The following is a 24386-nucleotide window of genomic DNA, read 5'->3' on the forward strand; positions in this document are numbered from 1 at the left end:
AAAGATTAGCTTCGGTGAACCTACGGTTTCCTGCCTTCGCAGAAATAAAAAAAGCTCAACCGTTAAGTTGAGCTTTTTTAATTATATTAAAACTTATTGCTTATTTTCTTGCGTCTTCAGCAATCATGTTTTTCATTTCTTTTTCAACCATTTCGTAGAATTGGTCAATTTTAGGAAGTACTAAAATACGAGTACGTCTGTTGATTGATCTGTTTTCAGCAGTATCATTAGATACTAATGGCACATACTCGCTACGTCCTGAAGCAATTAATTGTTTTGGATTAACACCTAATTGTTCCAATACTCTAACAATAGAAGTTGCACGTTTAACACTTAAATCCCAGTTGTCTTCAATTACGCCACCTTTTTTGTAAGGTACGCTATCTGTATGACCTTCAACCATACATTCGAAATCAGGTTTTCCGTTTACAACTGTTGCAACTTTAGCTAAAATTGTTTTAGCTTTTGCAGTTACGTTGTAGCTTCCGCTTTGAAACAATAATTTGTCAGCAATAGAAATATAGACAACACCTTTTTCAACATTGATTTGGATGTCTGGATCGCTCAAACCAACATCTTTCTTCAAGCTTGTTACAATAGCTAAAGTAACACTGTCTTTTTTAGTTAACGCGTCTTGTAAACGTGTAATTTTAAGATCTTTTTCTTTAAGGCTTTCTAGAGATCTTTCAAGATTCTCAGCACCTTTCTGAGTTAAAGTTGTTAAGTTGCCTTTGGTGTCAATTAAATCCTGATTGGTTCTACGCATATCAGCCAATTGCTCCTGTAAACCTTCAACACGTGCTAAAGCAGTAGCTCTCTCAGAGATGCAGCTGTTTAATTTTACTGTTGCGGTGTTTAATAAATCTTGTGTTTCTTTTTGTTTAGCTTCAAGTGCTGTGTATTGTTTTTTAGATACACATGAACTTAAAATAAGCAATGAAAACACGCTTAAAAAAATGATTTTTTTCATAATGGTAGTGATTAAATAATTAGAAATTTACGTGCCAAAAATATATAAAAAACCTCACTTAATAGACGGATTAACAAAAATTTTAACAGATTTGATTATTCGCTAAATTTCTTCCGATTTTTTACAAAATAAAGCCATACAATGGATCTCGTTTTATAATATTTTGAAAGCGAATCGACGTGCATATGTTGTTTTAATAACTGACGTTTTCTCAGCAAATACGGGAGGCTAGCATAGAAACTATAATGCGCTTTTAGGATGGCCATAATATGTTTGAGTTTAAACTCTGACAGAAATTTTAAAGCAGCAAGACCGTCCAGAAAAAGTCGCGTAAATATTAAAATGAACAAGTTTTTAGGAGCATTTTTTGTTAAAGTGAACAAACTGTTTCTGAAATTGAGATAAGTCTTCCTTGGATTTGTTGTTTTTAAAGTGGCGCCGCCAACATGATATACGGTCGAAGCACCCACATATTTTGCAATAACTCCTGAGTTATGGGCGCGCCAGCACAAATCAATTTCTTCCATATGGGCAAAAAATGATGCATCAAAACCGCCTAAGGTTTTAAACACCGATTTTCTGATAAAGAAGCAAGCGCCAGAAGCCCAAAAGATCTCAGTGGTGTCATTATATTGACCAGTATCTTTTTCAATCGTATCAAAAATGCGCCCTCTGCAGTATGGATATCCGAATTTGTCGATAAATCCACCTGCCGCGCCAGCATATTCAAAATAGGCTTTGTTTTTATAATCTAGAATTTTTGGTTGGACGATAGCCGTTTCAGCTTCGGTTTGGAATATTGATTGAATAGGGCTTAGCCAATCTGCCGTGACTTCAACATCACTGTTTAAAAGGCAATAGATGTCTTCGTCAACGTATTTTAAGGCATCATTATAACCTTTGGCATAGCCACCATTTTCTTTGTTTTCAATGATTTTCACCGTGGGATATGTCGATCTTACAAACGCAACCGAATTATCAGTAGATGCATTATCTGCCACATAAATAACCGCATCCTCAGAATGCAGAATTACTGAAGGCAAGAATTTCTCCAACAAATCTTTACCATTCCAGTTTAATATAACAATTGCTATTTTTTCTTTAGCCACGAATTCACGAATTTTATTTTTTATTAATGAATGGTATAAAAAAAAGGTTGATTATTAATCTGCTAAATTTTTGTCGATCCATACTGATTTTTTATTTTTCTAACCTCTAACCTCTAACCTCTAACCTCTAACCTCTAACATACTCCGGAATATCCTTCAAAAACACATACGTCTCCGCCTCAAAATCCATCTGACAGTAATAGTGTTCCAAACCATTAGTTACCATTAAATAGGTGGCTTTTAGTGCTAAGTTATAACGTGCAATTTGATCAAATGTACTTTGGTCAATGGCGATTTGTGGGGCTTTACATTCGACAATCAAATGGACATCGCCTTGTGTGTTGAAAACCACAATATCATAACGTTTTTTCAAGTTGTTGATGGTCAATTCCTTTTCAACATTAATCAAGGAATGCGGGTATTTCTTTTCGGTCATTAAGTACTGTACGCAGTGTTGACGCACCCATTCTTCGGGTTGTAAAATGATAAACTTTTTACGAACGGCGTCGAAAATAGATACTTTATTTTCGCTATTTTTGAATCGAAACGAAAACTTTGGAAAATTGAGTGGTTGCAAGGCTTTTAATTTAGACAATCCCAAAGTTAATCTTCAATAGTCAAATACCAAATTCCTTGAGGGAAAATCGGGGTTTGGTCATTGAGAATTTGAAAATTTATAAATTTTGGACGAAGTAAAACAGATAGTTGCTGATATCAAGAGCAGAAAGTTGAAACCGATTTATTTTTTAATGGGCGAGGAGGCGTATTATATAGATCGGATCTCAGATTTTATTGAGGATAATGTGCTTACTGAAGATGAACGCGGATTTAATCAGATGGTGCTTTACGGACGTGATGTGTCCATAGATGATATTGTATCGAATGCGAAGCGTTTTCCTATGATGGCCGAATATCAAGTCATTATTGTCAAAGAAGCTCAGGATTTATCGCGAACCATCGAAAATCTTGTCAATTACGCCAAGCAACCACAACCTTCGACCATTTTGGTAATGAATTATAAGTACAAAACGATTGATAAGCGAAAGTCACTCTACAAAACCCTGAATAAAATGGGCGTGGTTTACGAAAGCAAAAAGCTTTATGAAAACCAAGTGGCGGATTGGATCAAACGGGTGTTGGCGCCAAAAGATTATGGTATTGCTCCCAAAGCAGCTCAAATGCTGGTCGAATTTTTGGGAACGGATTTGAGTAAGATCAATAATGAACTGAATAAACTTCAGATTATTTTACCCAAAGGAACGCAAATCAGTCCGGAGCATATAGAAGAGAATATTGGGATTAGTAAAGACTTCAATAATTTTGAATTGCGAAAGGCTATTGGCGATCGCGATATAAAAAAGGCACATCAAATCGTTCACTATTTTGCCGAAAACCCGAAGGACAATCCGATGGTGGTTACCGTGTCTTTATTGTTTAATTTCTTTTCACAATTGCTCCATTTTCATGGTATGACCGATAAATCACCTCGAAATGTGGCTTCAGCATTAAAAATAAATCCTTATTTTGTAAATGAATATGTGACGGCAGCTCGTAATTTTCCGATGCGGAAAGTGAGTGAAGTTGTGGGTGTTTTACGTGAATTTGATGTTAAAAGCAAAGGTGTGGGTTCCAATGCGGTTTCGCAAGGCGATTTACTTAAGGAACTGTTGGTGCGGATTATGAGATAGATTGAGGTTTCCCGCCTTCGCTAAAGCTACTGACGGGTGAGCTTATTTCTAGTTTCTTGTTTCTTGTTTCTGGTTTCAGGTTGAGCTTGTCAATTGTTGAATGTATCTGCAATTGTTTTTAAATTCCTGTTGTTTTTTAGAACTTCAATTTCAACTTCAATTTCAACTTCAATTTCAACTTCGATTTCATTTTCACGTTTTACAACCTCTTAAACTCCAACATCACTTTTTCTAACCTTTTAAAATTGGCATCATAGGTCTCTCGAGTAGACGTTAAATCAATCCATAGATAGGATTTGGAAGTTTCAACAATGATATAGCAACAGTTGTAAAAAGTGTCATAAGCTTTCAATTGTACTTTAAAAGCCTTTCCAATAGTTGCAAATTCATCCATGTTTTTTTTGAACAATACGATATGATCTTCCGACCATTTGGGAGTATCGCCTGACTTGTATCCAGTAATGACCCAGTTTTCAAAATTTGCTAAGGATTTAAATTTATCCTTATCAAAAGCCTTAAATAAAAGGGCAGCTTTCGATTTGTCTATTTCAGGCAAAGTGCCTCCAAAAAAGTTAGTACTTGGTGTTTCTTTGATTTCCCACCATTTAGGAATAATTACTTGGTAGGCGAATGTAGTGTCTGTGTAATTCAGTTTGTCCTGACCTGATTTTTGTTTTTTTATAATTTCTGAAACAGAATTAGTAGCTGTTGACTTTGTTTGAGAAAAACCTATAAAAGACACTTGCAAAAGAAGAATCAAGGTCACCGAAATTTTTATGTTCATGCGCGAAAATTAGGGTTTTGTGATATATTTTTTTATTTCAGCTGCCTCGGTGTCGAGAGGTATTGGTATTCTCTAATCTAGAGAATTAGAGTTTGAATACTTTCGAAGTGAAGATTTTATCTTATAATTTCTCCAGCTCCAAATGATAATCGTATTGTAAGTCTTCATGTAAAGTGCCTACAATCTTTTTTATAAGCAAAATCTGACGCTCATAGATATTGATGAGCGTCACATTATCAAAAATGGAAGGTTTGAACTCTTTTAAAACAAAACAAAAATGGAGTAAGAGTTCCACTTCGGTTTCTTTTTTTAACGAATATCGGGCGTATTTCTTAATATTTCTAAGAATCTTACGAACGCTTTTCTTAATATAGAAATAACTATTGGTATTGATCTCCTCAAACTGTTGATCTATTTCAGCTTTCACGGTTTCGATATACCCAGATTCATCGTGCGCTTCAAACAACAAATAAGTAAGCAGTTCCTTGTTTTCTTTTTTAAACTTAGAAAGACGCAAACAAAGCTCCAGCAATTCTTCGGCGGAGCGATGCTTTAATTCTTTCTTAATGGTAACAACAGAAACCGCTTTCATCTCAAACTATTTTTTACCGTCCACGGAATACTTTCCAGCACCCGCCAAAGCGATAGCGATAAAGGCAATCATATACATAATCGCTTTTTCCTTAACGGCAAAATCGTCATGAGCATGCACTACAAAAGTCGCAGCTGCCATGGTCAAAATAGTAGGAATGGCCGCAATCCGTGTTTTAAAGCCGATGAGCACTAATAATGGACCAATGGCTTCACCTAAAACTGCTATGATAAGTGTGGCGGTTCCACCAATGCCAATAGGATCAGGGAATCCAGAAGGATTGCTAAAAAGCATGCTGACTTTTGGAATACCGTGCGTCAACATGGCTCCTGAAAAGCCAATTCTTAAAATAGCAAGTGCAAAATCGTTAAAATTATTTTTCATTTAAAATGGTGGTTTTAAGAATGAATGGATGTATTCAGAATAAAAATGTGATGTCTGAATCAGAAAATGAACTGGATTTATAAATTATCTTAATTTCGGATATTTGTCAGGACTGACTTCATGCATCATCGCATAAACATTTTCAAAAATATCTTCAACTGAAGGTTTTGAAAAATAGTCGCCATCCGTACCATAGGCAGGACGGTGTGGACGCGCCGTTAAGGTTTTTGGCTGACTGTCTAAATATTGATAGGCGTTTTGTGTGCTTAAAATTTCATTCAGGATAAATGCAGAAGCCCCACCCGGAACATCTTCATCAATGATCATTAATCGGTTGGTTTTGGCAACACTTTGGACAATATCATGATTTAAATCGAAAGGCAACAAGGACTGAACATCAATCACTTCGGCGTCGATTCCCACTTCTTGTAATTCTTTGGCCGCTTGTTCAACCAAACGCAAAGTGGAACCATAGGATACTAAGGTGATGTCATTACCCTTTTTAACTGTTTCCACCACGCCGATCGGTGTTTTAAACTCTCCCAAATTAGTTGGTAACTTTTCTTTAAGGCGGTAACCGTTTAGGCATTCCACCACTAAAGCAGGTTCATCACACTCCAAAAGTGTGTTGTAAAAACCAGCAGCTTTAGTCATATTTCGGGGCACCAAGACATGGATGCCTCTGATCAAATTCAAAATACCTCCCAATTGAGATCCCGAATGCCAAATACCTTCCAATCTGTGGCCTCTTGTTCTCACAATTACTGGTGCTTTTTGCTTGCCGTGTGTTCTGTAATGTAAAGTGGCAAGGTCATCGCTCATGATCTGAAGCGCATAAAGAATATAGTCCAAATATTGAATTTCGGCAATAGGACGTAAACCGCGCATAGCCATCCCAATACCTTGACCCATAATAGTAGCTTCACGAATGCCAACATCGGCAACTCTAAGCTCTCCATACTTTTCCTGTAAGCCTTCCAAACCTTGGTTAACATCGCCAATTGCTCCTGTGTCTTCACCAAATATCAAAGCTTCAGGATGTTTATTGAAAATGACATCAAAATTATCGCGAAGCACCAAGCGGCCATCTACATCTTCTGCGGAAGCGTCATAGGTTGGTAGAACCTCTTTGATATATAAAGCCGATTTTTTTGATTGGCTAAATAAATGGGAACTGTATTTTGGTTGAATCCGCTCTAAATAGGCATCGATCCAAGCGTTGGTAGCATCTTTTTGGACAGAATTTTCGGAAATCACATAACGCAATGATCTTCTTACCGCTGATGCAATATCTTTTCTGACAGGCTCCGCAATATGGGATAATTCCGTAATCACATGTTCAATGAAAACTTTGTTGGCACTTGAATTGGCTAAATTAGTAATCAATTGAAAAGCTTCCTGTTGTTCCTCTTTTAAAGGGGATTGATAGGCGTCCCAAGCGGCTTTTTTGCCTTCTCTAACGTTCTTTTTTATGTTTTTATCGATGGTATCCAATTCAAATTCCGTAGAAATGCCATTGGAAATCATCCAGTCGCGCATTTTACGAATACAATCGCGTTCGATTTCCCAATCTAAACGCTCTTTGCTTTTGTAACGCTCATGGGATCCAGAGGTGGAGTGGCCTTGAGGCTGTGTAAGTTCAACAACATGAATCATCACAGGGACATGTTCTTCCCTTGCAATTTTTGAGGCTCGTTGATAGGTTTCAACTAAGGCGACATAATCCCAGCCCTTAACTTTTAGTATTTCGTAGCCTTTATTTTGCTCGTCGCGTTGGAAACCTTTTAGGATTTCTGAAATACTTTCTTTGGTAGTTTGATGTTTGGCGTGCACTGAAATGCCATATTCATCATCCCAAATACTGATAACCATCGGTACTTGCAAAACTCCTGCAGCATTGATGGTTTCAAAAAACAAGCCTTCACTGGTACTGGCATTTCCGATGGTACCCCAAGCCACTTCATTTCCTTTATTTGAGAATTTAGTGCTGTCAATACCCTTGACATTTCGATATATTTTTGAGGCTTGTGCTAAGCCTAAAAGCCGTGGCATTTGTCCTGCGGTAGGAGAGATGTCGGCACTTGAATTTTTTTGTTGTAAGAGGTTTTTCCACTCGCCTTTTTCATCTAAACTGTGTGTGCCAAAGTGGCCACCCATTTGACGTCCTGCCGACATCGGATCGTGGTTAATATCAGGATCGCCATATAATCCGGCAAAAAACTGCTGAATACTCAATTCGCCAATCGCCATCATAAAGGTTTGATCCCTGTAATAGCCAGAGCGGAAATCGCCGTTTTTAAATACTTTGGCCCATGCCAATTGAGGCACTTCCTTTCCGTCTCCAAAAATTCCAAACTTCGCTTTTCCAGTCAGAACTTCGCGTCTGCCCAACAAACTACACTCTCTGCTGGTCATTGCAATTTTATAATCACTTAAGATTTCGGATTGAAATTCTTCGAAGGATATGTCTTTGGTTATTTTTGGCGTCGTTTGCATATAGTGCGTATTGGTTATTGCAAAAGTAGTTAAATTCGAATGGTTTTGCAATTCAAATACCTATTCAACGATAATATTACATTGTGGTCATTAAACAGAAACACCTTACCGTGTTAGGGGTAAGGTGTTGTTTTGTAGCGTTTTATTTGTGTTTACTCCTCGAGTAAGGTCGTGTTAAAGAGTTTTAAAATACGCTTATATTCATCCGTCCAACTGCTTGGCTCCACAAAACCATGATCTTCTGCTGGATAAACGGCCATTTCCCAATTGTCCTTGCCCAATTCAATCAAACGTTGGGCTAAACGCACCACATCCTGAAAATGTACGTTAACATCCAGCATGCCGTGAGCTATGAGGAGATTGCCTTTTAAGCCTTCTGCAAAATAAATAGGCGAGGAGCGTTCGTAGGCGATAGGATCATTAAAAGGCTCGTTTAAAATATTGGCAGTGTATCCGTGATTGTAATGTGCCCAATCTGTAACCGAGCGCAATGCCGCACCAGAAGTGAAGGTATCCGCTTCATTAAACAGAGCCATTAACGTGATAAATCCGCCGTAGCTGCCACCATAGATACCGATTTTATCCTTGTCAATGCCGTAATTTTCCATCAGATATTTAGCGCCATCCACTTGATCAGATAAATCTTTTCCGCCCATATGTCTGTAAATTCCAGTACGCCAATCTCTGCCGTAACCTGCACTTCCTCTGTAATCGATATCGATAACGGTGTAGCCTAAATCGGTTAATAAGTTATGAAACATATATTCTCTAAAGTAAGAAGACCACCATTTATGGACATTCTGAAGATAGCCTGCGCCATGGACAAAAATTACCGCAGCATTATTTTTAACTGAGGCTTCAGGTACATAAAGTCTGGCAGGCACCTGCGCGCCATCTTCAGCTTTAAAGCTAATGAGTTGTGGATCTCTCCAATTATAGCTTTTGAAAACGTCAGATTGTCCTGAAGTCAATTGAATGGCTTTGGACTTAGCGTCGTTCTTTTTTAGATAAAGCTCCCAAGGTTGGTTGCTATAGGAATGAAGAATCGCAATATTTTTTTCATCTGGAGATAAGCTCACGTCATTATTACCAGTCATACTGGTCAATTGCTCCATTTTCCCTCCCATTAAAGGCATTTTATAGAACTGACGTTCGCCAGGACCTACTTCAGAAGTGGTGAGGTACCAGCTTTTTTGATCATTGGACATAAACGGATCGAAAACTTCATAATTCCCTGAAGTCAAGGCTGTTTTATTGCCATTGTTGACTTCTAAAAGATATAAATGAGAATAGCCAGTGGCTTCCGATTGAAAATAAATATGCTTGTTATCTGGCAACCAGCCCAAAGTGCCACCGCCCAGCGACCATCCAATACCAGGGCCGGCAATCCATGCTTCATCACGCTGTCTGTCTAAACTGGTTAAGGCACCAGTAGTTAAATCTATTTTGGCAATCCAACGGTCTTTATTGTCTTTGGAGCGCACATTCACGATCGCCTGTTGGCCATTATCAGAAAAATAAGCGTTTGAAATCGTAATATCGCGGTCTTTTTCTTCCCAAACCTTGTTTGGATAATCTTTAACGTAATCTGGTAAATCTTTAATGCCAGGTAAGGTGTTGGTTTGAACTTTATAAACCGTGTCTTTTTCTATATTATAAATGGCCAATTCCACTTTGGTTGGGTCATCGCCAACTTTAGAACGGGTGTTCAAATCTTTGGTGTAGCTGGACGCATCAATATAATTTGGAACGATGGTATTATCGCTTTTACCACGATGGTAGAGGTTAAACGTTACATATTTTGCATCTGGAGACACTTTCAGATTAAGGATTTGATTGTCACCAGCATAATAAGTATAGGGATCTTTGTCTTTGCGTTCGTCTTTGATTTTTTTTGTGCTTTCTTGTTTGTCTTTGCGTTCTTTGACAACACTTAGTAATTTCAGATTTTCCTCTTCCAAAAACGAGGCTTTTTCTGATGATTTAGGCTCTTTCTTTTTCGATTCGTCTCCCGATTTAATTTCGGTTAACTTCTTTAAGATGCCTGATTTTTGTGAATAGATATAGGCATTGTTCTCCGCTTCAAAAGCTATCCAATCTTCATTGGCCAAGAAATAAGGGCTACCGATGTTTTTTGGGAATTGTAGCAATTCTGTTTTTTTACCAGATTTGACATCAAGGACAATTAAAGCGTTGCCTTTGGAATAAATCTTTTTGGTTTTTGCTTTATCGAAAGTGCCTCGAGTAAAATCGATGTTTTTTTCTTCGGTCCAGCTTACTTTTTCAATTTTTTTAGGATTTGCCAATCGGAGGCGGTACAAAGAATCCGATGGATCATTATCCGAATTGTAATTAAAATAAATAGCACTGCTGTTTTGGTCCCATTTTACATTTGAAGGGAATGTCCCCATCCATTTGGGATCTTGCATTATTTCCTCAACGGAAAGTTCACTTTTTTGCGCGTAGATGTTGATGAATAGAAATGAAAATAGGAGGCTGAAGAAAATGGATTTACTCATTGATATGAAGTTAGTTGTTGGTTTTAAATTAAAGCACAAATGCTCGATTACAAACTTATCAATTTTCAATAAGTTTTAAGCATAGACTTGGCGTTAAATAAATTTGAAAATAAGTGATGGATTTAGATGATAACGGATTGCTAAGTGTTATTACACAGAGATGCGCGGAGATTTTATTGAGCTTCACGGAGTTTTATGGACTTGGCAACTTAACAACTCACATCTCAACGTACATTACAAAATCTTTGCAGTTAATCTTCATGCTTGTGTTTAAACGCAAGGACGCTAGGTTTTTTCGCAAAGGTCGCAACGGAATGGCGATGTTTTTGTGTTTCATTTTCTAATTCAAGTTCAGATTCATTTTCAATTTAAACTTCATTTTCAATTTCAAATTCTCCGCGTCCCTTGCGCTCAACTTTGCGCCCTTTGAAATTAAACTTCATTCTTGTGATTAAACGCAAGGACGCTAGGATTCTTCGCAGAGGTCGCAACGGAATGTCGTTAATCTTTTGTATTTCAACTTCTAATTCAAGTTCTGATTCATTTTCAATTTCAAATTCTCCGCGTCCCTTGCGCTCAACTTTGCGCCCTTTGCGGTTAAACTTCATTCTTGTGTTTAAACGCAAGGACGCTAGGTTTCTTCGCAAGGGTCGCAACGGAATGTCGTTAATCTTTTGTATTTCAACATCTAATTCAAGTTCAAATTCATTTTCGATTTCAACTTCGATTTCAACTTCAATTTCAATTTCCAAACAGCATCAAAACCACTTCCGCCTGAAAAGACCCAATAAAACCTCAGGATCTAATGTGAATTTAATACGGATGCGTTGGCTGTAGTTAGGTTGATCAATTTCCCATCCTAAATTTGAATAGAGCGGGAAATAAAGTTCGAAATAATCGGTTACTAAATTGAGTCGAATTCCAGAGTCATACATAAATTCGGGATTGAAGGATCGGTTTTTCACCAAACCAATATCGCCATAAGCTTCAATATAGCGCCATATAGTTGTGCTCACATTAGCAGTAGCCATCCATTGATTGGCGAAAGGCGTCTCTAGTTTGGACTTAAATCCACCTTCGGCAATGATAATTTGCTGACTGAAGATCCCTGAGTTTTCAGAACGTCCCAAATAGTTATAATCAAATAGGTAATCGGTTGGTCGGTCTAAAGCAAAGCTAAAATAGTCGGAGGTTGGATCGGTTTTATTGTATAGAAATGTCCCAGCAAAAAACCTGAAATTGAATTGTCGGTTGCCTTCTGTAAGTTTTCGCCACTCGTAGTTGATTGCTATTTTTCCGAACTTTTTAGCGGCTTGAAAATCATAATAAAATTTTGAAAAATCAATCAAATCAGTATGGGCATTCACATATCGGATGTTAAAAACACTATAATCAGGATCGATTACGGTAAGCATTGGATTGTCCTTGAGGGATCTGGAAATATCTAAATACCTCAAATTTATATAACTCGATTTGTTGGATCTAAAGTTATTGTTGTCTCTAAAATGAAAGGAGACACTGGGACTGATTTTGGTTACAAAGGCATTTTTCGCAAAAGAGGCATAAGCACCGCTCAGGCCATAGGTGATCATATGTAGGTTTTTATCGTCAACATGCTGTGTATAGAGACCCATGGCGCTGCCAGTAATGGTTTCTGAATTAAAAGAATATTTGGGTGACAGTCTATAGGTGAAATTTTTCATCAATAGCGTTTTGTTATAAATTTTGGCACCCAGCGTGAAGCCGTCATAAATATTGTTGAATTCTACTAATGGCATAAAAAACACCTGATCATAGTTGGGATCTTCAAAGTCCTTAAACAAGCGAAACTGTAAAGGTTTGTTGTTGAAAAACCAGCCTCTTAGTGACTTCCAATTGTCTCGAAGGTTATTTTCGGGAATTGTATTATCGTAATTCAGCACCAACTTGGTAGCCTCGTTGCGCGGAATGGTTAATGTTTTTGAACCATAGATATGCTCGATCCATGTTTTTGATAGTACGGAATCATTTTTAAGAGTAAATAGAGAAACAGGGAAATTGTTTTTTCGTTTATTCTTAATGGTAAAGGTGACAGAATCATCAGTTTTGACAATATCCTTAATTCTAAAGTCTATTTTTTTTCTGCTATTGAGATAGTCTTCAAAAAACCAATCGACGTCTTTATCAGTATTCTTTTTTAATAAGTTTTCAAAATCGGCAGAGGTCGTGTTTTTTAATTTTGAAATTTCAAGATATTCTTGAATGGTTTTTTCAACGACATCACCATTGACAAAATCATCTAAATATTTCAATCCGATCCCTGCTTTATATTTCCCGGCGATACTGGCGTTGAATTTCAATAATGCATCTTTAGGCATTGTTAAGGCTTGATCCCTGTTGGTGCGCGCCATTTGCATGAAATAAAGATTGTATTGCTCATTAAAATTAAGACTGGCGGCATGAAATGAACGAGCGCCCCAATAATCGCCTAAAGTGCCCAACAATTTAAGATCCGGATAGTTCTCTTCCACATATTTCATCAAATAATAAATCTGAATGCCATCACTTAGCCAATAATCCTCTCGCGGATTTAATAAGAGCGTGTTGTCAAGGTAGTTGCCGAGGGTGGTTTTCAAAAGCTTAAGCTCATATTGCAGGTTTCCAGGAAATGGATTCAGGAATTTGGGCAATTGATTCAAGCCATAAAGTGGATCTTTTTTATATTCGATATTTGTTACTAAAAGAAAATCATGCGGATATTTCCCTAGGTTTTTAGTAATGAATTGCGTGATTTTATCGGTAAGGATGGCACGATCGATAGGCATGATGCCTTCATTTTCCAAATCAGTAATGACCGTGAAATTATCTGTCTGTACAAAATTAAATTTCGGGAATTTATTGAGATAGAGTTTGCTGTCCACCCGATCTTTTCCATAAAGATAAAAGGTTTGTGTGCTGTCATGGGGCACCGTTTCTTGAATGGCGAGTTCAGAATAAACGCCATAATTTTTCGGAAATTCTATTTTGAGACTGATATCGGCTTTTGGAACAAACAGATCGTCCAAGTTTTTATTGCTGTAATAATGCCAAGCTCCATCATAAACGGCAGGAGTGATGTACCAATATTTTAAATTAAGATCGTTAGCTTCCGTAATTCCATAATCCGTAAAGGTATCATCGGGAAATCGCAGATTGTAAAAAAGGTCAATTTGATAATACTCGTTTGGCAATAGCGGCGTGGACAGCTCTACTTCTACAACATCAGGATGCTGTTTTAATCTGGTATGATTGAGTTCCTTTCCAGTTTCATCTTTTATTGCGGTAATATTTGTAAAACCTCGCATTTCATTGGTCGCAAAGTGGAATTTTGTACTGTATTCTTCGGCAAACCGAATGGCCAACGGAGTTCTTTTGGTTGAGAAACTATTGTTCCAATCGTTTAGGTAAATCGTTTTTAATGTATCGTTTGTGTTATTTTGATAGCGAATGGTCTGCGAGACTTTTGCACTCTTTTTTCCCACGTCAAATGTAGCATCGATGTCGATCTTATTTTGACCAAACATCAATGCCGCATAGAAAACCAATAAACTGAAAAGAAACCGTCTTTTTAATGTGCTAAATGACAAATTTTAAAGTTTTAAAATTCTGTTAGAGCCCGAAGGATTATTCCTGGTTTTTCGCAAAAAAAAGATTTCGGCCAAGGAATCTCTAATTTAAGTTGTTGGTGATTTATAAGAAATTATCTGATATATTTTCCGCCAACATATCAATTCGTATCGTTATACGAGCTCTAATTTATTCAAATTTTAGAACTAATAGTAAAAATTTATTGTTTAAAATTTAGAAGTTCGGACTTAATTCAAACTCCTTGTAAAAACTGTTTAGAATTTCAATAACCTCATCAGGCGTATCCACTATATGAACAAGATCCAAGTCCTTTGCGCTGATGGTGCCAAATGAATCTAAAAGTGTACTTCGTACCCATCCTAAAAGGCCTTCCCAAAACTCAGTGCCCACTAAAATGATCGGGAATTCTTCAATTTTATTGGTCTGAATTAGTGTAATGGCTTCAAATAATTCGTCCAAAGTTCCAAAACCCCCAGGCATCACCACAAAACCTTGCGAATATTTTACAAACATGACCTTTCTGACAAAAAAGTAGTCAAAATCCAAGCTTTTATCAGCGTCTATATAGGGATTGTCGTGTTGCTCAAAAGGTAAATCAATATTCAGACCCACCGAAGTTCCGCCAGCAATATGGGCGCCTTTGTTTCCTGCCTCCATGATGCCCGGACCGCCACCAGTGATAACACCGTAACCATGTTCGACAATTTTTCTGGCCACTTCTTCTGCTAATTTATAATATTTATGATCTGGTTTGGTACGGGCTGAACCAAAAATGGAAACACAAGGTCCAATTTTGCTCAATTTTTCATAACCGTTTACAAACTCGCCCATTATTTTAAAAATGGCCCAAGAATCGTTTGTTTTTATTTCATTCCAAGATTTACTGTGTTTTTCTAATCTCATTAGATATATTCTTTATTGATTGTGTTATTAGTCTTCAGTATTCAGTCTTCAGTCTTCAGTCTTCAGTCGGCAGTTGGCAGTCGGCAGTTGGCAGTTGGCAGTCTTCAGTCTGAGAACATCTGTCATTGGTCTTCTCTAAATTCTATCCTCTTTCTTCTCCCTTTAGAAATGCCAAAACAGACAAATTTAATGGAAAATATCATAATAAGTTCGATTCGATCAATTTTAAAAAAATTTTAGATTGGAAATTGGAAAGTTAGATGGATGGTTAATGACCTGCTTCAAATTGTTGATTATTTAGGTTAGATAAGGTGTTGTTTGGTTATTGAATCTCGACGATCATGTACTATTTCGTGGGAATTCTTGAAGCCATAGAATGGTGACATCATCGTAAATTTCCTATAATTTGGTTAAAGATGATGTCATTATGAAGAAAAGCAGGATGTACCTCATTAACTTAGAGTTTAATTGTCACATCATCAATTATTAATATTTCTATTTATAAAGCGTCTTAACAATAAAAAAAGGCAAATCTCTCGATTTACCTTTTTATATGTGCGTTTTTTATAATACTAATAAAGTGTGCTTATAGCGGTCTACGACCAGAAATGATATTGTAAAGAATAGCAATCACTGCGATTACTAAAAGAATGTTGATTAAGCCACTGTTTGACATGCCTGCTACAACACCAAAAAATCCTAAAAGCCATATTATAATACAAATTACGGCTACAAGCCAAAGAATATTTCTCATAATAGTTAGTTTTAAAGTTAAGTACCAAGGTAATAAAAATTAGGACTATCTTGTGTGCTTATATGAGTAAAACTTTAACACAATTGATTAAGGTTTATTAGTGGAACTCTTAAATTGCTTCGTTTTTGTGAATTTCAAGTTCTTTTTTTAGGAATTTTGCAGTGTAGCTTTTCCTGTGTTTCGCCACTTCTTCCGGAGTTCCTTCTGCAATGACTTCTCCACCGCCTTTGCCGCCTTCATAGCCTATATCTATAATATAATCTACTGTTTTGATGACATCCATATTATGTTCAATAATTAAGATGGTATTTCCTTTATTAACCAATTTATTGAGAACATTCATCAAAACTCTAATATCTTCAAAGTGAAGGCCTGTGGTAGGTTCGTCTAAAATATAAAAGGTGTTTCCTGTATCGCGCTTGCTCAATTCAGTCGCTAGTTTGATACGCTGTGCTTCGCCTCCAGAAAGCGTAGTGCTTTGCTGTCCAAGCGTGATATAACCCAAGCCAACATCTTTGATCGTCTTGAGTTTGTTGTGGATTTTTGGAATGTGTTCAAAGAAATCAACCGCTTCATTTATGGTCATGTCCAAAGTATCGCTAATCGATTTTCCTTTGTAACGAATTTCAAGGGTTTCTCTATTAAAACGTTTGCCTTGGCAAGTTTCACATTCGACATAAACATCGGGCAAAAAGTTCATTTCAATAACTCGTAAACCACCACCTTGACAAGTTTCACAACGCCCACCTTTCACGTTAAAACTAAAACGTCCTGGTTTATAGCCACGAATCATGGCTTCTGGAATCTTGGCAAATAAACTGCGAATTTCGTCAAAGGTTTTGGTGTAAGTTGCAGGATTGCTACGAGGCGTTCTTCCAATAGGCGATTGGTTAATGTCAATCACTTTGTCAATATGCTCCAAGCCTTTAATGCTTTTATAAGGCATTGGTTTTTTGACACCATTAAAATAATGAGCATTGAGAATAGGGTACAGCGTTTCATTGATCAAAGTCGATTTTCCACTGCCAGAAACTCCTGTCACGCCAATCATCATTCCTAACGGGAGTTTTACAGAAACGTTTTTTAAATTATTGCCCGTGCAGCCTTTCAACTCTATAAACTTGCCATTGCCTTCACGTCGTTTTTTCGGAATTTCGATTTGTTTGGTGCCGTTTAGATAATCTGCGGTAAGCGTGTGGTGTGTTTTAAGTTCTTCAGGCGTTCCAATACTGATGATCTCGCCACCATACTTTCCAGCTTTTGGGCCGATATCAATCACATAGTCGGCACTTTCAATCATGTCCTTGTCGTGCTCCACCACAATAACAGAATTACCGATATCACGAAGTGCGATCAATGATTTGATTAATTTTTCGTTGTCACGCTGATGTAAACCAATACTTGGTTCATCCAAAATATAGAGCACGCCGACCAATTGTGAGCCAATTTGAGTGGCCAATCGGATCCGTTGTGCCTCACCGCCTGATAATGATTTTGAACTTCTATTAAGTGATAAATATTCCAATCCAACATCTAATAAAAACTGCACACGGGTTCTGATTTCTTTTATAATTTCTTCGGAAATCTGGAATTGCTTATCGGATAATTTCGGAGCCAAATCAGAAAACCATTGCGCCAAATCGCTAATGTCCATATTGGCCAATTCAGCAATATTCATTCCGTTGACCCTAAAATAAAGTGATTCTTGACGTAAACGCGAGCCATGACATAAGTCACATTCCACCTTGTCCATATACTCTTTTGCCCAACGTTTTAAAGAAGTTGTTTCGGCTGTAGTAAATTGATTCTCAATAAAATTGGCGACCCCTTCAAAATCGATTTTGTAATCTCTGGTAACCCCAAGCGTTTTGCTTTCTACAGAAAACTTTTCGTTGCCACCATATAAAATCATTTTTTTAGCCTCTTCAGGTATGTCCTTGTAAGGATCCGTCAACTCAAAGTTGTACCGTTGGGCAATGGTTTCAAATTGTTTGAAGATCCAGCTGTTTTTATAAGGACCGTGAGGAACTAAAGCACCAGCTTTTATAGAAAGACTGTCGTCAGGAATGATTTTTTTATCATTAACCTGATAGAGTTTGCCAATTCCATTACATTTTGGACAGGCACCTTTTGGCGAGTTGAAAGAAAAGTTATTCGGCTCAGGGTTTGGATAGGAAATTCCTGAAGTGGGACACATCAAACTTCTGCTAAAATAGCGTGTTTCATTCGTGTCTTGATCCAATACCATAAGGATGTCCTCCCCATGATACATGGCCGTATTAATCGTTTCGGTGAGACGTTTGTCATTATCGACAGAATCATCAATTTTAAGACGGTCGATGACAATTTCAATATCATGATTTTTATAACGGTCCAATTGCATGCCTTTTACCAAGTCCTTGACTTCGCCATCGGCACGTACTTTAACAAAGCCTTGTTTGGCGATTTGCTCAAACAATTCACGATAATGTCCTTTACGTGAGCGAATCACAGGCGCTAAAATATTGATGCGTTTGCCGTTAAAAGTTTCTTTGATCAGACTTTTGATTTGCTCATCGGTATAACTGACCATTTTTTCGCCCGTATTATAGCTATAAGCGTCACTTGCTCGCGCGTATAACAAACGTAAAAAGTCGTAGATCTCTGTAATCGTACCCACGGTTGAACGTGGCGATTTGCTGGTGGTTTTTTGCTCAATGGCGATCACCGGTGAAAGACCATCGATTTTATCCACATCGGGACGCTCTAAACCCCCGAGAAATTGACGGGCATACGCCGAAAATGTTTCTATATAACGTCGTTGACCTTCGGCATAAATGGTATCAAAAGCCAATGACGATTTACCGCTCCCAGAAAGTCCTGTAATGACGACAAGTTTTTCTCGGGGAATGGAAACATCTATGTTTTTTAGGTTGTGAACGCGCGCGCCTTGAACCTCAATTGTATCTTCAAATTGACTCATGGAATTGTAGAATGGGCTTTAGCAAAATCATCTGACTGCTCAGTAATCCAAACAGGGTTGCAAAGATACAGTTTCTGCATTAAATTATGAAGTGAGGGTTGCTTAGAGTTTTGTTAAATAAGTGCTTGGTTTTTAGGAGTTACAATTTCTAAAATATGAAAATCATGAAGTGTTTAGTCGAAATAAAATCGATTTTAAATCATTGTTGACAGATTAAAGCTGCGTTGATCTACTAAGAATAGAGATAAATAAAGGTATTTCAATGTTTTTGACCCTCAATATCCTTCATTTCGAGGTTTTTTGAAAACTATTGCTAAATCATCATAACCTATTCTAATTATGAATTTCACAGCCCTTATTTTCAATTAATTACGTGGTTAGTCTTTGTTCTTGGTTCTATCAGCGAGGCAGCGGTTACTGAGCTTGTCGAAGTGTCTTAATTCTTTTTCGGACAATAGTGATTATAAATATATGCTTCAGTTTTAAATACTTTAAAAAAAGTAATATACTTGTGGTTCATTACAAAAAGTGCTTTGCTCTATGGATGGAGCATAGTATCGGAGAAATGAAAATTATAAATATAATCTAACATAGATTCCCTCCTTCGTGGGAATGAAAAAACATTTTTCAATGCAATTACTAGGAATTAGCTCCAGAATAAACCACCCAGAATTTGGCAAAGGCGTCGTAACCAACGTCACCTCAAAACATTATTGGGTAACATTTATTGACAGCGGATTAGAAACGATTGACCTCGATTCGGAATTTGAAGTCATCGAAGCCGCAGAAGATGATGTAGATACCATCAGTTTTCATGAAGTGGAAACTACTCTAAAATCTATTTTGAAGAAATGGAGCGACGTGAGCGAAGTCGTGACCATCGCTGATAAGTGGAAAGGTGGCAAACTCATTTTACAGCCGGGAGATTCTAATCTAAAATCGAGTGAAGTGCCTATTGATACGTTTTTTCATAAAATCACGATGGTTCGTGACCGTTTGCGTGTGATGGAGCAAAAAATCAATAGCAGTAAGCTCGACGAACAAGAAAAGATTGAGCTGCAGCAATATATTACCAGAAGTTACGGCAGTTTGACCACCTTTAATGTTTTGTTTAAGCATGCTAGTCAAAACTTTGTGGGGCAGAAGGGGTAGAATTCAGTCTTCAGTTGGCAGTCTTCAGTTGGCAGTCGCAGTCACAGTCTCAAGGGCAGCAGATAGGACAATAGTTCTCAGGTTTTAGTTGTTAGTGGGAAGTTAAAAGTTTTTACTAGAACCAATTTCTTTGTGAAACTCTGTGTTTCCTTTGTGCAACTCTGTGTAATAGCATTCACGGTTACATTCATAGTCACAACGGCTGAAGGCAGGGGCTATAGTTGCTAGATTATAGTCGGTAGTGGGTAGTTGAAAATTTTTGCTATTACATATTATTTTGTGAAACATGTGTCGTTTATTTTTTAGAAATAAATCGGTTAATTCAATTGAAAAACATAATTTTTACTGAACACTGAACACTGAACACTGAACACTGAACACTGCCCGTCCGCAGCTTTTGCGAAGGGGGGAACTCATAATTTATTTCTGTCCAACTATATCCGTGATCTCTATGCCAATGACCATAAACTTATGAAAAGTTGGTAATTGCGCACCGCTTTCGGTGGTTGTCCAATCGCTCCAAGTGGCTTCCAAACCGTTAATTGGTAAAATGTTCACCCACATTTGGAAGCTTGTTGGTTTTCCTGAAGCATCCAAATGCCACAGATAAGAATCTCCAGGCGTAGTGCCTCCACAGCTGTAAGTGACTAAAAGTGCTTCTTGGCCATTTTCTAAAGTTACCAAGCTGCGCTGTGTTCCTGAATCGAAAACTTTATAGGGCGCCACTAACCAGAATGAGTCATTATTAAAATAAACGATTGCTTTTTCAATAAGTTCTTTTGACGAGTTGCCTTCTACTTTTATGTCGTTTTGAAAGGCTTCACTCTTAGAGGTATCGTTCAAGTCGAGATTGATTTTATAAGCTTTCCAAAACACTTCACACGTATTTTCGGCCTTATTCCACTTATAGTGATGTCTTTTATTGAAGGTCCATTCTATATAGTCAGTGTTTTTATAGGCCTCATAATCGAGGGCATTTAGCATTTTTGTCGCCAATTGTTCCGCTTGCGGACCTTCGATTCCTGTGGGTAACTCTTCATTATATTTAAAGTATAAAATACCAAATAGGAAAAGGGTAGGTAGCGTAAAGAAGACGATGACTCCTGCTACGATTTTTAATATTTTTTTCGGACTTGCCACGGATGATTTTTTTGTTAAAAATAGTTGTTGCAAATATAGTTGTTTCACAGAGACACCCTGAATAATATGAGATGCACAAAGAAATATGTAATAAAACGCTGTGTACCTCCACGTTTCTTAGTGTAAATCTGTGAAATAACTCAGCCCTAATTATCTATTCCAAAGTGTAATCCAACTTCAGCGCTGCTAATTTTTCACTCGAAAACAAACGCAATTCCTCAAAAAAAGAAGTGAATTCTGCTTCAAATTCCTGATAGAATTCCTTGAGTTCGTCGGTGGCGCGATCCATTCCAACAATATTTTTTGTCCGTCTGTTCATGCCATTTAATACGTTTTGGATGCCTTCAATTTTCGCATAGTTCAATAACCAGTTATCGGAAAGCATATAGGGCATCATTTTTTGTATGCGCGATGGGAGCAGATCATTATGTATTCGCAAGGATTCATAGAAGTCATCCACATATATTTTTAATGGTATTTCTGAATAGGAGGACCAATTTTTAGCTAAAAAATGATCGTATAAAATATCGACAATCACACCACTATAATGACCGTATCGGGGATGTAAGCGTTTGGTACTTAATCTAACGGTAGGATGCGCATCGGTAAACGTGTCAATTTCGCGATGTAAAAGAACGCCAACTTGAATGGCATTGGGATAATTTTGATACCGTTTGCCTTTAATGCCGTCGGCAATAAAGTTTCCAATAGTGATCATTTCGTTGTCTCCCGAAAGGTAAATATGGGCTAAAAAATTCATTCAATAAATATATGTATTTTTGGTCTTCAAAACTTATAATTTGGAGAGATTACCCAATTTAGATCCCTTACGTTTTATTTTAGCTTCATTGGTTGTTTTTTTTCATTTGCCACAACTCTCCTCTAATCAAGGACTGCCGAGTGCCACTATAATCCCTGTTTTTAACAGAGGTACAGAGGTTGTTTATATGTTTTTCGTGTTGAGTGGATTTTTGATTATCAAACTGATTTATAGACAAAAGCTTCAGAGCCGCTTCTCCATTAAAAAATTTTATATACGACGGGCTTTAAGAATATTACCGCTTTATTATCTTATTGTTAGTTTCGGTTTTATTTTCTACAATGTTATTTTACCCTATTTGGGCATTCCTTTTGAAATCAATTATAAATTGCATGAAGGCATTTTATGGACTGTTTTTTTTCTGCCTAACGTGTTTGCTAAACTTTATGCTCCTGGTGGGATTTTGGGGATATTGTGGTCTATTGGAATTGAAGTACAGTTTTATTTTATGATCGCTCTTCTGATGTACTTTGTAACCAAAACCAAGGTTTTGAGAATGTTGGTTGTTTTAAGTGTGTTCTATTTTGTAATGTATCATTTAGATGTACTGTATTTTTTAAGACAATATTATTTTGTGTACTTCTTTTTGTTTTTTGGTGGGATTATTGCCATTCTGGAAGAAAAAAAACAGCTTGAATTTTTGAAGTCATCAAGCATTATTCCGTTGTTGATTGTTTGTGCTGTAGTGCTCTACTTTTTTACAGATCTGCTCTATTTTGAATCCTTATGGCTTTATAATCTTTTCACAATGATTATCTTCGGGCTGTTCATACATACTTTAGCACATAATAATTGTGGTAAACAAATCCGTAATAAACGACTCCATCATTTAGGGCACATTTCTTATGGTATTTACATGTATCATGTAATTGCTATGAATGCGGTGGTTTTTTTATTTTTGAAAGTTCAAGAAATGGAAATTTTCAATGATTTGGTAATGATTATTTTGATTTATATATTGACTTTTGCATTGACCATTTTAATGGCTCATTTTTCATATAAATACTTTGAAACCTATTTTTTAAAACTTAAAAATAAATTTAGATAAATGACACTCATCAAATCAATTTCAGGAATACGAGGTACTATTGGCGGAAAAGTTGGCGATAATTTGACCCCAATTGATGCGGTTAAATTTGCAGCGGCTTATGGTGTATGGATCAAGCAACAGCGACACAAGGAAAACTACCGTGTTGTGGTGGGGCGCGATGCGCGAATTTCTGGTGAAATGATCCAAAATTTAGTCATGAATACGCTAGTAGGATTAGGCATTCACGTGATTGATCTTGGATTGTCAACAACACCTACAGTAGAAGTTGCTGTCCCAATGGAGCATGCTGATGGCGGAATTATTTTGACCGCCAGCCATAACCCAAAACAATGGAACGCGCTTAAACTCCTTGACGCCAAAGGCGAATTTTTAAATGCTGCCGAAGGTGCCAAAATTTTAGAAATAGCCGAAAATGACCAAATGGATTTTTCGGAAGTAGACCATCTTGGTAAAATCACAAAAAACGAAGCGTATATCGATATTCATATTGATGAAGTTTTAAAGATGCCGTTGGTCAATAAGAAAGCGATTAGAGACGCCAAATTTAAAGTGGTGGTCGATGGTGTCAATTCTACTGGAGGGATTGTTATTCCTTTGTTATTGGAGCGTTTAGGCGTTCAGGCGATAAAATTGTATTGTGATCCGACGGGTCATTTTCCACATAACCCAGAGCCTTTAAAGGAACATCTACAAGATTTATCGGCGATGGTCGTTGCCGAGAAAGCTGATTTTGGAATTGCGGTTGATCCTGATGTGGATCGTTTGGCTTTTGTGGATGAAAACGGGGAGATGTTTGGTGAAGAATACACCTTAGTGGCCTGTGCAGATTATGTATTAAGCAAAACCCCAGGAAATACGGTGAGTAATATGAGTTCAACCAGAGCTTTGAGAGATGTTACTGAAAAACATGGCGGAAGTTATGAGGCCAGTGCCGTAGGAGAGGTCAATGTTGTGGAATTGATGAAGAAGAATCATGCCATTATTGGAGGCGAAGGTAACGGCGGAATTATTTATCCGGAACTACATTATGGCCGTGATGCGCTTGTGGGTGTGGCATTGTTTTTAAGTTTGCTGGCAGAAAAGGAAATGTCTGTAAGTGCACTTCGAGCGACTTATCCAAATTATTTTATGGGCAAGAAAAAGATCGATTTGACTCCAGAAATTGATGTAGATGGTATTTTAAAAACGATGGAAGCGCGTTATAAAGATGAAAAATTGACGACTATTGACGGTGTTAAAATAGATTTCAGCAACAGTTGGGTGCATTTGCGCAAGAGTAATACCGAGCCAATTATCAGGATTTATACCGAGGCGCCTTCACAAGTTGAAGCTGATGAACTTGCTGATAAAATAATTGATGAAATTAAGGCTATCGCAAATATTTAGTACCTTTGAGAGGATTTTAATGTTCATGAATCTGAAGCAGATAACTATCGTTGAAATGAACATGAAATGG

The 24386-nt window shown here is 37.2% G+C and carries 19 protein-coding genes; 4 read left to right on the forward strand and 15 right to left on the reverse strand.

Going from position 1 to position 24386, the window contains the following annotated elements; genetic code table 11:
- Positions 1 to 100 precede the first annotated feature (100 nt).
- The 3 genes from ACOH2D_RS12705 to ACOH2D_RS12715 form a co-directional block, all read right to left on the reverse strand.
- Entirely contained in the window at positions 101 to 970 is an 870-nt protein-coding gene (locus ACOH2D_RS12705) for an OmpA/MotB family protein (RefSeq protein ID WP_348037324.1), read from the reverse strand.
- Positions 971 to 1065: 95 nt separating this feature from the next.
- Positions 1066 to 2079, reverse strand: a complete 1014-nt coding sequence (locus tag ACOH2D_RS12710) for a glycosyltransferase family 2 protein (protein WP_449535468.1) — start codon at positions 2077 to 2079, stop codon at positions 1066 to 1068.
- 127 nt (positions 2080 to 2206) lie between these two features.
- On the reverse strand, positions 2207 to 2656 hold the full coding sequence (locus tag ACOH2D_RS12715; RefSeq protein ID WP_449535469.1) for a type I restriction enzyme HsdR N-terminal domain-containing protein: 450 nt from the start codon (positions 2654 to 2656) through the stop codon (positions 2207 to 2209).
- Between the two features lie 106 nt (positions 2657 to 2762).
- Between ACOH2D_RS12715 and holA the strand changes: the two genes are divergently transcribed.
- Positions 2763 to 3767: a DNA polymerase III subunit delta gene (gene holA / locus ACOH2D_RS12720; protein WP_449535470.1), complete on the forward strand. Its 1005-nt coding sequence runs from the start codon at positions 2763 to 2765 to the stop codon at positions 3765 to 3767.
- A 199-nt stretch (positions 3768 to 3966) separates the two neighbouring features.
- Here the strand turns inward: holA and ACOH2D_RS12725 are convergent, their stop codons facing one another.
- The 10 genes from ACOH2D_RS12725 to uvrA form a co-directional block, all read right to left on the reverse strand.
- Positions 3967 to 4551 carry a hypothetical protein gene (locus ACOH2D_RS12725; RefSeq protein ID WP_449535471.1) on the reverse strand — a complete coding sequence of 195 codons (585 nt, stop codon included), beginning with the start codon at positions 4549 to 4551 and terminating at the stop codon, positions 3967 to 3969.
- A gap of 121 nt (positions 4552 to 4672) precedes the next feature.
- Positions 4673 to 5143 (reverse strand): hypothetical protein, encoded by a 471-nt coding sequence (locus ACOH2D_RS12730; RefSeq protein WP_348037316.1) that lies wholly within the window; start codon positions 5141 to 5143, stop codon positions 4673 to 4675.
- Between the two features lie 6 nt (positions 5144 to 5149).
- Complete coding sequence (locus tag ACOH2D_RS12735) at positions 5150 to 5527, reverse strand: DoxX family protein (protein ID WP_348037314.1); 378 nt, start codon at positions 5525 to 5527, stop codon at positions 5150 to 5152.
- A gap of 84 nt (positions 5528 to 5611) precedes the next feature.
- Positions 5612 to 8023: an alpha-ketoacid dehydrogenase subunit alpha/beta gene (locus tag ACOH2D_RS12740; protein ID WP_449535472.1), complete on the reverse strand. Its 2412-nt coding sequence runs from the start codon at positions 8021 to 8023 to the stop codon at positions 5612 to 5614.
- 152 nt (positions 8024 to 8175) lie between these two features.
- Complete coding sequence (locus tag ACOH2D_RS12745; RefSeq protein WP_449535473.1) at positions 8176 to 10542, reverse strand: S9 family peptidase; 2367 nt, start codon at positions 10540 to 10542, stop codon at positions 8176 to 8178.
- A 368-nt stretch (positions 10543 to 10910) separates the two neighbouring features.
- A complete protein-coding gene (locus ACOH2D_RS12750; protein WP_449535474.1) occupies positions 10911 to 11294 on the reverse strand; it encodes a hypothetical protein in 384 nt (127 codons plus the stop codon).
- A gap of 6 nt (positions 11295 to 11300) precedes the next feature.
- Positions 11301 to 14147, reverse strand: a complete 2847-nt coding sequence (locus tag ACOH2D_RS12755) for a gluzincin family metallopeptidase (protein WP_449535475.1) — start codon at positions 14145 to 14147, stop codon at positions 11301 to 11303.
- A 214-nt stretch (positions 14148 to 14361) separates the two neighbouring features.
- A complete protein-coding gene (locus ACOH2D_RS12760) occupies positions 14362 to 15051 on the reverse strand; it encodes an LOG family protein (protein ID WP_348038661.1) in 690 nt (229 codons plus the stop codon).
- 586 nt (positions 15052 to 15637) lie between these two features.
- Positions 15638 to 15805 carry a lmo0937 family membrane protein gene (locus ACOH2D_RS12765; protein ID WP_348038663.1) on the reverse strand — a complete coding sequence of 56 codons (168 nt, stop codon included), beginning with the start codon at positions 15803 to 15805 and terminating at the stop codon, positions 15638 to 15640.
- A gap of 109 nt (positions 15806 to 15914) precedes the next feature.
- On the reverse strand, positions 15915 to 18767 hold the full coding sequence (uvrA, locus tag ACOH2D_RS12770; RefSeq protein ID WP_348038665.1) for an excinuclease ABC subunit UvrA: 2853 nt from the start codon (positions 18765 to 18767) through the stop codon (positions 15915 to 15917).
- A gap of 630 nt (positions 18768 to 19397) precedes the next feature.
- Here uvrA and ACOH2D_RS12775 point away from each other — a divergent pair.
- Positions 19398 to 19919 (forward strand): DUF8685 domain-containing protein, encoded by a 522-nt coding sequence (locus ACOH2D_RS12775; protein WP_348036921.1) that lies wholly within the window; start codon positions 19398 to 19400, stop codon positions 19917 to 19919.
- A 420-nt stretch (positions 19920 to 20339) separates the two neighbouring features.
- Here the strand turns inward: ACOH2D_RS12775 and ACOH2D_RS12780 are convergent, their stop codons facing one another.
- Complete coding sequence (locus ACOH2D_RS12780; protein WP_449535476.1) at positions 20340 to 21059, reverse strand: hypothetical protein; 720 nt, start codon at positions 21057 to 21059, stop codon at positions 20340 to 20342.
- A gap of 154 nt (positions 21060 to 21213) precedes the next feature.
- Entirely contained in the window at positions 21214 to 21819 is a 606-nt protein-coding gene (locus tag ACOH2D_RS12785; protein WP_449535477.1) for an acyl carrier protein phosphodiesterase, read from the reverse strand.
- Between the two features lie 40 nt (positions 21820 to 21859).
- Between ACOH2D_RS12785 and ACOH2D_RS12790 the strand changes: the two genes are divergently transcribed.
- Together ACOH2D_RS12790 and glmM are read left to right on the forward strand one after the other, a co-directional pair.
- Positions 21860 to 22927, forward strand: coding sequence for an acyltransferase family protein (locus ACOH2D_RS12790; RefSeq protein WP_449535478.1), 1068 nt, complete (start codon positions 21860 to 21862; stop codon positions 22925 to 22927).
- Positions 22928 to 24316 carry a phosphoglucosamine mutase gene (gene glmM / locus ACOH2D_RS12795; RefSeq protein ID WP_449535479.1) on the forward strand — a complete coding sequence of 463 codons (1389 nt, stop codon included), beginning with the start codon at positions 22928 to 22930 and terminating at the stop codon, positions 24314 to 24316.
- Positions 24317 to 24386 lie beyond the last annotated feature (70 nt).

The sequence above is a fragment of the Gelidibacter sp. genome (assembly GCF_053579655.1).

Coding starts and splice junctions, on each gene's coding strand:
- glmM (WP_449535479.1), top strand. CDS start 22,928: ATGACACTCATCAAATCAATTTCAGGAATACGAGGTACTATTGGCGGA.
- ACOH2D_RS12735 (WP_348037314.1), bottom strand. CDS start 5,527: ATGAAAAATAATTTTAACGATTTTGCACTTGCTATTTTAAGAATTGGC.
- ACOH2D_RS12775 (WP_348036921.1), top strand. CDS start 19,398: ATGCAATTACTAGGAATTAGCTCCAGAATAAACCACCCAGAATTTGGC.
- ACOH2D_RS12725 (WP_449535471.1), bottom strand. CDS start 4,551: ATGAACATAAAAATTTCGGTGACCTTGATTCTTCTTTTGCAAGTGTCT.
- ACOH2D_RS12740 (WP_449535472.1), bottom strand. CDS start 8,023: ATGCAAACGACGCCAAAAATAACCAAAGACATATCCTTCGAAGAATTT.
- ACOH2D_RS12760 (WP_348038661.1), bottom strand. CDS start 15,051: ATGAGATTAGAAAAACACAGTAAATCTTGGAATGAAATAAAAACAAAC.
- ACOH2D_RS12785 (WP_449535477.1), bottom strand. CDS start 21,819: ATGAATTTTTTAGCCCATATTTACCTTTCGGGAGACAACGAAATGATC.
- uvrA (WP_348038665.1), bottom strand. CDS start 18,767: ATGAGTCAATTTGAAGATACAATTGAGGTTCAAGGCGCGCGCGTTCAC.
- ACOH2D_RS12730 (WP_348037316.1), bottom strand. CDS start 5,143: ATGAAAGCGGTTTCTGTTGTTACCATTAAGAAAGAATTAAAGCATCGC.
- ACOH2D_RS12745 (WP_449535473.1), bottom strand. CDS start 10,542: ATGAGTAAATCCATTTTCTTCAGCCTCCTATTTTCATTTCTATTCATC.
- ACOH2D_RS12765 (WP_348038663.1), bottom strand. CDS start 15,805: ATGAGAAATATTCTTTGGCTTGTAGCCGTAATTTGTATTATAATATGG.
- ACOH2D_RS12705 (WP_348037324.1), bottom strand. CDS start 970: ATGAAAAAAATCATTTTTTTAAGCGTGTTTTCATTGCTTATTTTAAGT.